The organism is Chromohalobacter sarecensis (assembly GCF_023061135.1).
In the GTDB taxonomy this organism is placed as follows: Bacteria; Pseudomonadota; Gammaproteobacteria; order Pseudomonadales; family Halomonadaceae; genus Chromohalobacter; species Chromohalobacter sarecensis.
Window position 1 is genome coordinate 1 of record NZ_JAKGAN010000012.1, and the last position, 12965, is coordinate 12965.

The 12965-nt window shown below is 62.5% G+C and carries 11 protein-coding genes; 7 read left to right on the forward strand and 4 right to left on the reverse strand.

The genetic code is table 11. The features are described 5' to 3' along the window. Window positions 1-105: 105 nt before the first annotated feature. Window positions 106-1071, forward strand: a complete 966-nt coding sequence (locus L1071_RS15000) for an integron integrase (RefSeq protein ID WP_246976513.1) — start codon at window positions 106-108, stop codon at window positions 1069-1071. 194 nt (window positions 1072-1265) lie between these two features. Here L1071_RS15000 and L1071_RS15005 read toward each other — a convergent pair whose 3' ends face one another. Beyond that, a complete protein-coding gene (locus L1071_RS15005; RefSeq protein WP_246976516.1) occupies window positions 1266-1913 on the reverse strand; it encodes a TetR/AcrR family transcriptional regulator in 648 nt (215 codons plus the stop codon). A 114-nt stretch (window positions 1914-2027) separates the two neighbouring features. Between L1071_RS15005 and fabF the strand changes: the two genes are divergently transcribed. Beyond that, entirely contained in the window at window positions 2028-3293 is a 1266-nt protein-coding gene (gene fabF / locus L1071_RS15010) for a beta-ketoacyl-ACP synthase II (RefSeq protein ID WP_246976519.1), read from the forward strand. Between the two features lie 119 nt (window positions 3294-3412). Here the strand turns inward: fabF and exaC are convergent, their stop codons facing one another. Then, complete coding sequence (exaC, locus tag L1071_RS15015) at window positions 3413-4933, reverse strand: acetaldehyde dehydrogenase ExaC (protein WP_246898963.1); 1521 nt, start codon at window positions 4931-4933, stop codon at window positions 3413-3415. A gap of 225 nt (window positions 4934-5158) precedes the next feature. Between exaC and L1071_RS15020 the strand changes: the two genes are divergently transcribed. Beyond that, window positions 5159-6121: an AraC family transcriptional regulator gene (locus L1071_RS15020; RefSeq protein ID WP_246976522.1), complete on the forward strand. Its 963-nt coding sequence runs from the start codon at window positions 5159-5161 to the stop codon at window positions 6119-6121. Window positions 6122-6215: 94 nt separating this feature from the next. Here L1071_RS15020 and lptG read toward each other — a convergent pair whose 3' ends face one another. Next, a complete protein-coding gene (gene lptG / locus L1071_RS15025) occupies window positions 6216-7280 on the reverse strand; it encodes an LPS export ABC transporter permease LptG (RefSeq protein ID WP_246976525.1) in 1065 nt (354 codons plus the stop codon). After that, complete coding sequence (gene lptF / locus L1071_RS15030; protein ID WP_246976528.1) at window positions 7277-8359, reverse strand: LPS export ABC transporter permease LptF; 1083 nt, start codon at window positions 8357-8359, stop codon at window positions 7277-7279. Before lptF ends, lptG begins: the two co-directional genes overlap by 4 nt. Window positions 8360-8567: 208 nt before the next feature. Here lptF and L1071_RS15035 point away from each other — a divergent pair, with 208 nt between their 5' ends. The 4 genes from L1071_RS15035 to L1071_RS15050 all read left to right on the forward strand — a co-directional run bounded on the left by L1071_RS15035 (window position 8568) and on the right by L1071_RS15050 (window position 12868). Then, window positions 8568-10091 carry a leucyl aminopeptidase gene (locus L1071_RS15035; RefSeq protein ID WP_246976531.1) on the forward strand — a complete coding sequence of 508 codons (1524 nt, stop codon included), beginning with the start codon at window positions 8568-8570 and terminating at the stop codon, window positions 10089-10091. 121 nt (window positions 10092-10212) lie between these two features. After that, the gene (locus L1071_RS15040) at window positions 10213-11313 is read left to right on the forward strand and encodes a branched-chain amino acid aminotransferase (protein ID WP_246976534.1); all 1101 of its coding nucleotides are present in this window, start codon (window positions 10213-10215) and stop codon (window positions 11311-11313) included. Between the two features lie 74 nt (window positions 11314-11387). Continuing rightward, window positions 11388-12128 carry an SDR family oxidoreductase gene (locus L1071_RS15045; RefSeq protein ID WP_246976537.1) on the forward strand — a complete coding sequence of 247 codons (741 nt, stop codon included), beginning with the start codon at window positions 11388-11390 and terminating at the stop codon, window positions 12126-12128. 287 nt (window positions 12129-12415) lie between these two features. Beyond that, window positions 12416-12868 (forward strand): DNA polymerase III subunit chi, encoded by a 453-nt coding sequence (locus tag L1071_RS15050; protein ID WP_246976539.1) that lies wholly within the window; start codon window positions 12416-12418, stop codon window positions 12866-12868. Window positions 12869-12965: the final 97 nt, after the last annotated feature.

Here is a 12965-nt window from a genome sequence, read left to right on the forward strand (position 1 = left end):
GAATAGAACTAAGAATAATTCGGCGCGTTATGCAGGATGCGCGTGCTTGCGCGTTTTGCTGAATCTGATAATACTGTATGTATATACACTAATCTAGGCTTGCCCATGAATGCTTACAGCCAACCGCCAAAGCTGATGGATCGCGTGAAAGCCATCATGAGGGTGAAACGCTACAGCCCGCGCACCGTAAAGACTTACTGCTACTGGATACGTTATTTCATTCGCTTCAATGGCTTGCGTCATCCCACCAGCATGGGTGGCCCCGAAGTGAAAACTTTTTTGGAGCACCTTGCGGTACAGCGCCATGTGGCTGCGGCCACGCAGAATCAGGCCCTGAATGCTCTTGTTTTTCTTTACCGCCATGTGCTTGAGCAGCCCTTGGGGGATATCGGGGAGTTTTCGCATGCAAAGCAACCGCGCCGGTTGCCGGTAGTGCTGAGTCACGAACAAGTGATGTGCGTGCTGAATCAGCTATCCGGCCCTATGCATCTGATGGCAACTTTGATGTATGGCGCAGGATTGCGGGTCCTCGAAACCTGCCGTTTACGCGTCCGTGATATCGATTTCGAACGTAAAATCATCACGGTGAGGGCTGGTAAAGGGGACAAGGACAGAACCACCCTGCTCCCTTCAACCTGCATCCCTTCTTTGCAGCATCAAATCTCCATTGCCAGCCAGCAACTTGACCACCGCCTGCATCATGGCAGTGTTCCCGTGACGCTTCCCCATGCGCTGGATCGCAAATATCCCAATGCCGGAATCTCCTTGGCTTGGCAGTGGCTATTCCCGGCCAGCCGCCCCTGTTTTGATGAGACAGGCAAGGTGATGCTTCATCATATCCATCCATCGGCGGTACAGAAGGCCGTCAAGCAGGCAATGAAAGCGGCATCGTTGCCGCGCCCCGGTTCTTGTCACACGTTGCGACACAGCTTCGCCACCCAGCTACTGACTCAGGGCACAGATATTCGTACCGTTCAGGAGCTGTTGGGGCACAAGAGCGTGGAAACCACCCAGATCTATACACATGTGCTGGGCAAAGGCTTTCCCGGCGTACGTAGCCCGCTGGGCTGAGGACTGGACTGGGCTTCAGCCACGCTACCGCCCCTACCTGTGCATGCGGCGATGAGCGGCTGTCATCCATGCGATAGTCTCTGCGTGGTGCTTGGTCATCAGTCTTCTTAAGTAGCCTTTGCTGTACCGTAACTAGCCGTTACAGGGAGAGCAATGCCCACGAAAGCATGAGGGGAAATTGGATCACGCAGGGGCTACTGCCTGGCTTCACCCAGCATGTTTTCCAGTTCGCTTTCGTCGACGCCGAGCATTTGCAGGATGTTGCGTTGGGCGGCTTCGAGGATGTGCTGGCGTTCCTGCTCGCCGGGTAGGCTCTTGGCGATGGCGACGGCGCCGACCAGCGAGGCTAGGATGACGCGGGATTTGTCGGCGATGACGTCGCGGTCGGGTTCGAGGGGGAGTTTCTTGAGGCGGCTGAGGGCGATGAGCCGAGTTTCCAGCATCTTTTTCATGCGCAGGTACGAGGCTTCGAAGAGCGTGCGGATCTCGGCGTTCTCGTTGCCGATCTCGTTGAACAGCACCGTTTCCGGCCCCGGCTTGTGCTTGCGTTCCAGCTCCTGAAGGTTCCAGCAGTTGGAGACCAGTTCCGTGAGGTGCTTCATCGAAAGCGGCCCCTTGACCAGCCTGGCCGCGCGGCTACTTTCCAGGGTTTCGCGCACCGAGGCGTGGTAGAGCGCTTCCTTGGAAGCGAAGTGAGCATAGAAGGCGCCGTGGGTCATCTTGGCCAGTTTCATGATCTGGCCGATGGAGACCTTCTCGAAGCCTTGGCGGCTGAACAGTTCAACGGCCGATTTGAGAATGCGCTCGCGCGATTTGGCTTTGCGATTCGTCGAGTCGGACATGGCGACCTCACGTTGCTGCTCAGAATAGGGGCTGAATACACGCTGAATATTATCTTGATCATATCAAGCTCGGTGCTAGCGTGGCACGAATACAATTTCGTTCAGGACACTATCATGTCATCACCGCTCGTCATCACCGGCATGGGCATGGTCAGCCCTCTCGGTTGCGGCGTGAACGCCAACTGGGAGCGCCTGCTGGCCGGTCGCTCCGGCATTTCTTCGATCTCGCGTTTCGATACCGGCGAGCTGCCGATCAAGGTCGCGGGCGCGGTACCCGGCATGGAGAGCGACCCGGAAGCAGGCTTCGACCCTGACCGTGTGGTCGATGCCAAGGAACGCCGCAAGATGGAGCTGTTCAGCCTTTATGCCATGGCCGCCGCCGATGAGGCGCTGACCCAGGCTAACTGGTTCCCAGCAAGCGATGAGGACCGGCTGGCCACCGCCACCATCGTAGGCTCCGGCATTGGCGGCTTCCCCACCATCACCCAGGCGCAGAATACCCTGACGACGCGCGGGCATCGTCGGCTTTCGCCTTTCACCGTGCCGGCCTTTTTGGCCAACCTGGCGGCGGGCAATGTGTCGATTCGCTATGGCTTGCGCGGGCCGTTGGGCTGCCCGGTCACGGCCTGCGCGGCAGGCGTGCAGGCGATTGGCGATGGCATGCGCATGATCCGCAGCGGCGAAGCCGAGGTAGCCCTAGTCGGCGGCGCCGAAGCCTGTATCGACCCGCTCTCGCTGGCCAGCTTCCATGCCATGAAGGCGCTCTCCACCGAGCAAGACGACCCCGCCAAGGCATCGCGTCCCTTCGATCAGGCCCGCAACGGCTTTGTCATGGGTGAAGGCGCGGGGCTGTTGGTGATCGAAACCCTGGACCACGCCGAGGCGCGCGGGGCAACGCCGCTGGCCTACCTCAGCGGTTATGGCACCAGCGCGGATGCCCACCACATCACAGCCGGGCCGGAAGACGGCGCCGGTGCCGCAGCCGCCATTCGGTTCGCGCTGCGGATGGCGGGGCTCGCGCCCGACGCCATCGATCACATCAACGCCCACGCGACCTCGACGCCGGTCGGCGATCGGGCCGAGATCGCCTCCTTGCGCAATGCGTTCGGTGACGCCCTCGCCGGCATCCCGATCTCCGCCACCAAAGCGACCACCGGCCACCTGCTCGGCGCCGCCGGCGGGGTGGAAAGCATCTTCTCCGCCATGGCGGCCATTCACGGCCAACTCCCCCCGACCCTGAATCTAGAAAACGCCGATGAGGATCTAAGCGATCTAGACTTCGTCTCCGGCGAGGCACGCGAACACCGCAGCCAGCATGTACTGTGCAATGGCTTCGGCTTCGGCGGGGTGAATGCCGCACTGATCGTTAGTAAGGTGTAGGCGCTTTTCAGATCAGGCTTAGCTGGCGCCTACAAAAATGCCGCTTCCCGAGGAAGCGGCAAGGGTTGAGTCGGACGCGACTCAGTTTCGTGGATGGCGGTTACTGACTACAGGCCCTCTCAATAAAGCCCCATGGGGTCGTCGCTGTAGGACACCAGTACGCATTTCACCTGCTGATAGTGATCGAGCATCAGCTTGTGGGTCTCACGGCCGATGCCTGATTTCTTGTAACCCCCGAATGCCGCGTGCGCGGGGTATTGGTGGTAGCAGTTGGTCCACACGCGCCCGGCTTGGATGCCTCGACCCATGCGGTAGGCGCGGTTCATGTCGCGGGTCCAGACCCCGGCGCCCAGCCCGAATTCGGTATCGTTAGCGATGGCCAGCGCTTCTTCTTCGTCGCGGAAGGTGGTGATGGCGAGCGTGGGGCCGAAGATCTCCTCCTGGAAGACGCGCATGTCGTTGCGGCCCTTGAGAATGGTGGGCTGCACGTAGAAGCCACCCGCCAGTTCGCCCTCGAGACTGGCCTTGGCGCCGCCCAGCAGGCATTCGGCGCCTTCCTCGCGGCCGATATCCATGTACGAGAGGATCTTGTCGAACTGCTCCTTGGAGACCTGGGCACCGATCTGTGTCTCGGTATCCAGCGGGTTGCCCTGGCGAATGGTCTTGGCGCGTTCGATGGCGCGAGCCATGAACTCGTCGTAGATCGACTCGTGCACCAGCGCGCGAGACGGGCAGGTACACACTTCGCCCTGGTTGAAGAAGGTCATCAACAAGCCTTCGATGCATTTCTCGGCGAAGGCCTCGCCATGCGATAGCACGTCTTCGAAATACACGTTAGGCGACTTGCCGCCGAGTTCCAGCGTGGCCGGTACGATGCGTTTGGCGGCATTAGCCATAATTTTGCTGCCCACCGGGGTGGAGCCGGTGAAGGCGATCTTGGCGACACCTTCATGCGTGGTCAGCGCCTCGCCGGCTTCTTCACCGAGGCCGTGCACCACGTTGATTACACCCGGCGGCAACAGATCGGCGATGAGTTCGAGGAAGATATTGATCGAGGCCGGGGTCTGCTCGGCCGGCTTGAGCACCGAGCAGTTGCCGGCGGCGAGCGCGGGCGCCAGCTTCCAGGTCGCCATGAGGATGGGGAAGTTCCAGGGGATGATCTGGCCCACCACGCCGTAGGGCTCGTGGTAGTGATAAGCGACGGTGTTCTCATCGACTTCGCTGATGGTGCCTTCCTGGGCACGCAGGCAACCGGCGAAATAGCGGAAGTGGTCCGCCACCAGCGGGATATCGGCGCCGCTGGTTTCGCGGATCGGCTTGCCGTTGTCCCAGGTTTCGGCCACGGCAAGCTTGTCGATGTTCTGCTCGACGCGGTCGGCGATCTGGAGCAGCACCTTGGCGCGCTCGGCGGGCGGCATCTTGCCCCAGGCCGGGGCGGCTTTCTGTGCCGCCTTCACCGCACGGTCGATATCCGCCGCCGATGAACGCGGTACCTGACAGAAGACCTCACCGGTGATCGGGGTGATGTTGTCCAGATAGCGACCCTCGGCGGGCGCCACCCACTCGCCGCCGATGAAATTCTCGTAACGCGACTTGAAGTCGACGACGGCACCCGGGTTGCCGGGACGTGTGTAAATCATGGCGTGTCTCCTTGGGCGAATGCGCCGGGGCGAGCCGTCTGGTGTGCGACCCTGCCCCTTGGAAAATGAGTACGCATCGTCCTCAGCATGGCGTGTCAGCCAGGCGTCAGTTTGCCTGCCAGTCTCCGACGTTTGTCTGCCAGTCTCAGATAGCGAATTTGCCTACACTGAGAGGTAACGGGCGACATCCACGCCCACACCGTCGGTACCGTTCAGGAGTTCGCCATGCATGCCGTCACGCCTCCCGATTCGCGCGCCCGGGCCCCTCGTGCGGACAACACCCGTACGCTCGAGCAATTGGCGGAGACGCCCCGCACACGGCGCTTGATCGAGAATCGCATCTGTTACGCGGGCCCGCATGCGGAGCTGTCGATCTACGATACCTGGTGGCCCGCGCAGGATGTCGCCTTGAGCGCCGAGCGGGTGCTCTACTGCGGCATGCTGCAAGGGCGCAAGGTGATGCATGGCGCCACCGACGCGCCAGAAACCTTCTTGCCGGGCGAGAGCTTCGTGCTGGCGCCGCACCAGGAAGTGCGCATCGACTTCCCCGATGCGCGCCCCGACGCACCCACTACCTGCCTGACCATCGATCTCGATCCCGCGCGCATTCACGCCCTCAGCGAGCGCCTCAACCAGGCCCAGCCACGCGAACGGGAGCTCGGCGAGTGGCACTATCATCCGCATGCCCTGCATGTGCCGCATAGCCCAACCACCCAAGCGCTGATCGAACGCTTGATGGGGCTCTTCCGCGAAAACCACCCCGACCGCGATGCGCTGATCGGGCTGGGCATCGACGAACTGATCGTGCGCCTGCTGCGTACCCAGTCGCGTGAAATGCTGCTCGCCGACGCCCGCCAGACGCCGCCGCGTCACGGGCTTGCGGCCGCGCTGGCCTGGCTGGAACGCCACCCCGAGCAGCCTCTGGACGGCGCGCAATTGGCACGCGAGGCCTGTATGAGCAAGGCACGCCTGTATCGGCTATTCCAGCGCGAGGTCGGCTGTACGCCCGGCGAGTATCAGCAACGCCTGCGCCTGGCACGCGCTCGCCAGTGGCTTCGCGAAGCCGACGCGCCGATTACCGAGATCTGCTACTCGCTGGGCTATCGCAGCCTCAGCCACTTCACCCGGCGCTTCAAGGCAGCCTATGGCCTCACACCCGGCGACTACCGCCGTCTTCTTATCGCCTGAACCCCCTTCTGCATTGCACCACTGAACGACAACGCCCCCGGTGCCAAAGTCATGGCGCCGGGGGCGTAGCGTTGTGGCCTGCGTGTCGTTTCCGTCAGCCGGTGCGCCTGAGCAGCACGATGCCCAGCACGTAGCAGGCCACGGTGGGCACCAGCACCGCGAACACCGGCGAGAAGCCGAACAGCATCGATGCCGGCGCCAACAGGTCCTGCAGGTACTTGAACGAGACACCGACGATGATGCCGTAGAACACGCGCGTGCCGGCGGCCACGGTGCGCAATGGACCGAACACGAACGATGCGGCCACCAGCATCAGGCCCGCCAGGGTGAAGGGCAGCAACATTTTCTGCCAGAAGTACAGCAACGGCTGCGTGGCCTCGAGCCCCTGGTTACCCAGGTAACTGGCATAACGCCACAAGTCGCTGGGCGATTGGCTATCCAACGGACGCAACAAGCGATTGAGCTGTGCAGGGGTGAACGCAGTGTCCCAGGTACGCTTGTCGGTGGTATCGGTAACGGTACGCCCGTCCTCGAAGCGTGTTTCCTCGATGTTCTGCCATTGCCAGCTACCGTCTTCCCAGACCGCCCGGTCGGCATGCTCGGCACTCTCCAGCCGCGTACCGTCGAAGTGATAACGCGTGATATCGATGACCACGTCATCCGCGCGAATGGTGCCGAAGCGGTAGAAGTCATCGCCTTCGCGCTGCCAGCCGCCGCGCTCGGAGAGAATCGCCCCTTCGCCTTCGAGTTGCTCGAGCCGCCAGGCCTCGGCATGTTGCTCGGTTACCGGGCTAACCCACTCACTGATCGCCATGGTCAGGATGATCACCAAGCCCAAGGGCTTCATGGCGCCCCACAGAATGCGCGCCAGCGAACGCCCGGAGGCGCGCATCACCGTCAATTCGTTGCTCGATGCCATGCTGCCTAGACCGATCAGCGCGCCGATCAGCACGCCCACCGGCGCATATTGATAAAACCGCCACGGCAGCCGCATCAACAGGTACACAAAGACGTCCAGAGCGCCGTAGTTACCCTCGACGTCACCGAGATCGTTGATATACGAGATGACCAGGTCCAGCCCCAGGATCATCACCTGCACGACCAGCATGGCCGCCAGCACATTGCGCGCGATGTAGCGATCGAAACGGTCGAAAATCATGTGCGGCCCCCGCGGCGCTGATCACGGCGTGTCATCCAGATCCCCAGCAGTAGATATCCCAGGTGGATCGGCCACATGCCGATGGACGGCGCCAACGAGCCACGCGAGATGGCATCCTGCGCCGCTAGCAATAAACTCAAGTAACTGATGTGCAGGAAGATCGCCGGCATCAGCTTGGCGAAACGTCCTTGACGCGGATTGACCCGCGACAGCGGCAGCGCCAGTAGAGTGAGGATCGGCACCATCAACGGCATGGAAAGCCGCCATTGCAGATTGGCCCAGGCCTCGTCATCGCCGCGCTCGATGAGCTGTGGGGTCGAAGTCAGCTCGGCGGAATCGAGATCGACCCGCTCGCTGGCCCGAGAGAGGCGCACCGCATAGGTATCGAACTCCAGCCGCTCGGCGACGCGATTGCCCGGTTCGACGCTGTACCGCTCGCCATCGGTGAGCACCAGAAAGCGGCTGCCAGTGTCCTCGTCAACCGTCTGATAGCCGCCCTCGGCCCGCGTGACCACCGTCTCCGGGGTGCCATCGTTACGTGCCTGACGCTCGCTGATGAAGACGTTTTGCATGCGCGAGCGGTCGTCATTGAGGCTCTCGGTATAGGCGGTGCGCCCACTGCCGAACTCCTGGAAACGCCCCGGTTGCAGCACCGAGAAATCGAGCCGGCTTTTCTGTTCCTCGAGCACCATCTCGTTATGGCGGGCGCCGCTCGGGGTCAGCCACAAGCTGCACACCGCCACCAGTATCGCCACCAGCAGCGCCGGCCACAGCGTGACGCGCAACAGCCGGTTGGGGCTGATGCCACAGGCCACCAGCACGGTGATCTCGCTATTGAGATAAAGCTGCCCGAACGCCAGTAGAATGCCGAGAAAGAACGACAGCGGCAGCACCAGCTCCATGAACCCGGGCAGGTGGAACAGCATCAGGGTGCCGAGGATATTGGCGGGAATATCCCCCTGCGCCGCATCGCCGAAATAGCGAATGAAGCGACTGCCCATGATCACCAGCAATAGCACGCCGGCCACGGCAGCCATGGTGGCGAGGATCTCGCGCGTCAGATAACGGAATACGATCAAGCGTTTTCTCCCGGGTCGGTTCCCTGGTCCACGACGCCCCTAGTGGGGCCCAATGCAGCCTTCGACCACCCTCCCCATGCATTGCGTTCCGGCTTTGCGTACACTGGAGTATGTTCAGCGCCGGCATCCTTGTCGGCATTATCCAGAATACCCGGACACTTGTCTCGCCACGAGACAAGTCATGTCAGCTAAGTCGTGTGGAGACTTCATGGAATCCCCCGTAATCAACGTCAACCCGGCCAAGGTCGAAACGGCATGCCTGATCGTGCCCGTCTTCCAGGATGGAGACCTGCTGCCGGCGGCGGACAAGCTCGACGACGCCAGTGAACGCCTGATCGGCCAGCTTCTCGACCGGGGCGACTTCGACCCCAGCCTTGGCAGTGTGCAATTGATTCCCTTCGCACCAGGACTCGGTGCCGAACGCCTGCTGCTCGTCGGCCTCGGCGAGCGCGCCAAGTGTGGCGAAGGCCAGCTCATCAAGGCCCTCGACGCCGCCTTCGCGACCATCGTCAAATTGCCTCTCGATGACGTCGCCGCCGCTTTCACCGACGTGCCGGTCGGCGAGCGCGACACCGCTTGGAAGGCGCGCGTAACACTGGAAGCCGCGCATCGCGCCTGCTATCGCTTCGACGACTTCAAGTCGCAGCCGGCCCCCGCACCGCGCCTCAAGAGCCTGACGCTGCTGGTCAGCGACCAGGACGAGACGCCCCAAGCCGAACTGGGAGCGCGCATCGGTGCCGCCGTCGGCGAAGGGGTCGCGCTGACGCGTACTCTGGGCAACTTGCCGGGCAATGTCTGCACGCCGCGCTACCTCGCCGAGCAGGCACAAACACTGGCAGCGAATGCCGATGGCGCCCTGAGCGTCGAGATCCTCGACGAGGATGCCTTGCAAGCGCTGGGCGCCAACGCCCTGCTCTCTGTCGGTCAGGGCAGCGCAGAACCATCGCGCCTGATCGTCATGCAGTATCGCGGCGCCGAGGACCCGGACGAAGCCCCGCACGTCATCGTCGGCAAGGGTATCACCTTCGATTCCGGCGGCATCTCGCTCAAAGGAGGGGCCGGCATGGACGAGATGAAGTTCGACATGTGCGGCGCCGCCAGCGTCTTCGGCACCATGCAAACGGTGCTCGCGCTCAAGCCCAAGATCAATATCATCGGCGTGGTGGCAAGCGCCGAGAACATGCCCGATGGCCGCGCCATCAAGCCCGGCGACATCGTCAAGACCCTCAAGGGGCTCAACGTCGAGATTCTCAACACCGACGCTGAGGGACGTATGGCGCTGTGCGACGCGCTAAGCTACGTCGAGCGCTTCAAGCCCGCCAGCGTCGTGGATATCGCCACGCTGACCGGCGCCGCGGTTATCGCCCTGGGCCATCATGCCTCGGGGCTAATGGCCAACGACGACGATCTGGCGCTCGACGTTCTCGATGCGGGCGAAACTGCCTGGGACCGCGCTTGGCACCTGCCATTGTGGGACGAGTACCAGAGCCAGCTCGATTCCAACTTCGCCGACTTGGCCCACATTGGTGGGCGCCCGGCCGGTACCATCACGGCAGCCTGCTTCTTGTCGCGTTTCGCCGATGCCTACCCTTGGGCGCACCTGGATATCGCCGGCACCGCCTGGGCCTCGGGCGACAAGAAAGGCGCCAGCGGCCGCCCCGTGGGGCTTCTGACCCAATACTTGCTCGACCGCGAAACCGAGGCCAACGAGACGCGTCCCAGCGTCGAGTGACCCTTCGCAGCAAACAATTTGCATGCTAACGTAAGTATCAGGCGCGCCGGCCTTTCCTCGTCCGACGCGCCTGTGCCATTCTCGGCATCCAACCGAGCGCCAGATTCGACGGAGAACTCCAGTGACCTCTTCAGGCTTCGACATACGGCCTAACGCGCATCCCAAGGATGCCGCCCTGCGCGAGACTATTCTCGAGAACCCCGGTTTCGGTCGTCATTTCAGCGATCACATGGCTCATATCCGCTGGACGAGCGATGTCGGCTGGCATGGGCGCGAGGTCCGCCCCTACGGGCCGTTGACGCTGGACCCGGCCGCAGCGGTATTGCATTACGCTCAGGAAATCTTCGAGGGCATCAAGGCCTACCGCCATGCCGACGGCTCGGTATGGACCTTCCGCCCCGAGAAAAACGCCGAACGTTTCCGCGCCTCCGCGCGGCGCTTGGCACTGCCCGAGCTCTCCGACGAGGACTTCATCGGCTCACTCAAGGCACTGCTTTCCCAGGACAATGTCTGGGTGCCGACGCCGGCCAGTGAAGCCGAGGAATCGAGCCTCTACCTGCGCCCGTTCATGATCGCCAGCGAGACCTTCCTCGGCGTACGGCCTTCCAAAGAGGTCGATTACTACGTCATAGCCTCGCCGGCGGCGGCGTACTTCAAGGGCGGCGTCAATCCGGTCTCCATCTGGCTTTCCTCGCATTACAAGCGGGCTGCGTCCGGCGGTACGGGCTTCGCCAAGTGCGGCGGCAACTACGCCGCCTCGCTGGCAGCCCAGAAGGAAGCCGAAGCGCACGATTGCGCCCAGGTCGCCTTCCTCGACGCCGCCGAGAACAAGTGGATTGAGGAACTCGGCGGCATGAACCTGTTCTTCGTCTACAAGGACGGACGTATCGTCACGCCCAAGTTGACCGGCACCATCCTCGAAGGCGTCACCCGCGACTCCATCCTGGAACTCGCCCGGGACCAGGGCCTGACACCCGAGGAACGCCACATCAGCATCGACGAATGGCGTGACGGCGCCGCCTCCGGCGAGATCACCGAAGTCTTCGCCTGCGGCACCGCCGCCGTCATCACCCCGGTCGGCGAGCTGCGCAGCGAAGACGAAAGCATTCGTCTCAAAGCGGATAGCGGCGGCGAAGTCGGCAAACGCCTGCGCAAGGAACTGCTCGACCTGCAATACGGCCGCAGCGAAGACACGCGCAACTGGCTGACGCGTCTGGCCTAACGCCCGTCGAACGACACGGTGGCATGACCCGCGCCGTGTCATTTCCTTACCCTTGACCCTTATCAGGAGGCCCCATGTCGAAAGTGATGCTGATCACCGGTGCCGGACGTGGTATCGGTGCCGCTACTGCCAAACTTGCCGCGCAAAAGGGCTACGCCGTTGCGGTCAATTATCGCAGCGACAAGGCCTCGGCCGAGAGTGTCGTGAGTGACATCGAAGCTGCGGGCGGACGCGCCATCGCCATCCAGGCCGATGTCGCCAACGAAGCGGCAATCATCGCCATGTTCGAGACCGTCGATCGCGAACTGGGACGCCTCGACGTGCTGGTCAACAACGCCGGCATCGTCGACCAGATCAGTCGCGTCGATGAGATGAGCTTCGAGCGCGTCGATCGCATGATGCGCATCAACGTGACCGCCCCCTTCATCTGCGCCCGTGAAGCCATCAAACGCATGTCCACCCAGCACGGCGGACAAGGCGGTGCCATCGTCAATGTCGGCTCGGCCGCCTCGCATCTGGGTGGCGCCAGCGAATACGTCGACTACGCCGCTTCCAAAGGCGCCATCGACACCATGACCGAAGGCCTCGCCAAGGAAGTCGCCGGTGAAGGCATCCGGGTCAACACCGTGCGCCCCGGCGTCATCCGCACCACCATTCATGCCAGTGGCGGTAACCCCAAAAAACCCGATATCGCCGGCTCGGTGATCCCCATGGGCCGCATCGGCGAACCCGAGGAAATCGCCAACGGCGTGCTATGGCTGGCTGAAGCCGGCTTCACCACCGGGGCATTGATCGACATCGACGGCGGCATTTAGCCCTCCATCGATTGGCTGCGCGTCGCCCAGGCGGCGTTGCATCCAGCTTCGCGATGCTCATTGAAGAACCCTCAACTGCGCTCGCTTAGCTGGATTCGCCTTGCCTGAGGCTAGCTCGCTCAATCGCTCGGGTGTTGGGCTGTAAGCCAAAGAATCAGGTACTCTACCTTTCGTAGCTCGTAGCTCGTAGCTCGTAGCTCGTAGCTCGTAGCCGGGATGGTCTTTCTTCCAGCTTCCAGGCGCGCAGCGCCGCTCTTCCAGCTTATAGCTCCCCGAAGGGGATATTCATGACCCAGGTCGATTTCTACATCTTGCCCGATACCACGCTGGAGGCGCGCTTGGACTTCGCGTGCCGGCTGGCGGAGACCATCCACCGCAAGGGCTATCGGCTGCATATTCATACCGAGGATGAAGCCATGGCGCGCGAGCTCGACGAGCGGCTGTGGACCTTCAAGCCCGAAAGCTATCTGCCCCATGCGGTACTGGCCGACGAGGTCGAGCCCCTACCGCCCGTCACGTTGGGCTGGGAAACGCCGCCGGCGCCCGGCGTCGAGGCGATGCTCAACCTGCATCCCGAGATCCCCGAGTGGTTCTCGCGTTTCGAGCGCGTCGCCGAGATCATCAATCAGCATCAGGACGTGCTGACCGCCAAGCGCGCCTGCTGGCAGACCTACAAGAAGCGCGGCTACCCCGTTAAAGCCAACGACCTGACCAACACCTCACGCAACGCCGCAGGCTGAGCGCCGCCATGACGTCACCCCGCTTGCGGGGTTATACTTGTCGGTATTTTTCGCCACGGCCATGCGCTGCGCCGTGCTGACCGTATTTCAAGAGCCG

Excerpts from the sequence above, each read along its gene's own strand:
- L1071_RS15000 (WP_246976513.1), top strand. The coding sequence starts at position 106 with ATGAATGCTTACAGCCAACCGCCAAAGCTGATGGATCGCGTGAAAGCC.
- L1071_RS15005 (WP_246976516.1), bottom strand. The coding sequence starts at position 1,913 with ATGTCCGACTCGACGAATCGCAAAGCCAAATCGCGCGAGCGCATTCTC.
- fabF (WP_246976519.1), top strand. The coding sequence starts at position 2,028 with ATGTCATCACCGCTCGTCATCACCGGCATGGGCATGGTCAGCCCTCTC.
- exaC (WP_246898963.1), bottom strand. The coding sequence starts at position 4,933 with ATGATTTACACACGTCCCGGCAACCCGGGTGCCGTCGTCGACTTCAAG.
- L1071_RS15020 (WP_246976522.1), top strand. The coding sequence starts at position 5,159 with ATGCATGCCGTCACGCCTCCCGATTCGCGCGCCCGGGCCCCTCGTGCG.
- lptG (WP_246976525.1), bottom strand. The coding sequence starts at position 7,280 with ATGATTTTCGACCGTTTCGATCGCTACATCGCGCGCAATGTGCTGGCG.
- L1071_RS15035 (WP_246976531.1), top strand. The coding sequence starts at position 8,568 with ATGGAATCCCCCGTAATCAACGTCAACCCGGCCAAGGTCGAAACGGCA.
- L1071_RS15045 (WP_246976537.1), top strand. The coding sequence starts at position 11,388 with ATGTCGAAAGTGATGCTGATCACCGGTGCCGGACGTGGTATCGGTGCC.
- L1071_RS15050 (WP_246976539.1), top strand. The coding sequence starts at position 12,416 with ATGACCCAGGTCGATTTCTACATCTTGCCCGATACCACGCTGGAGGCG.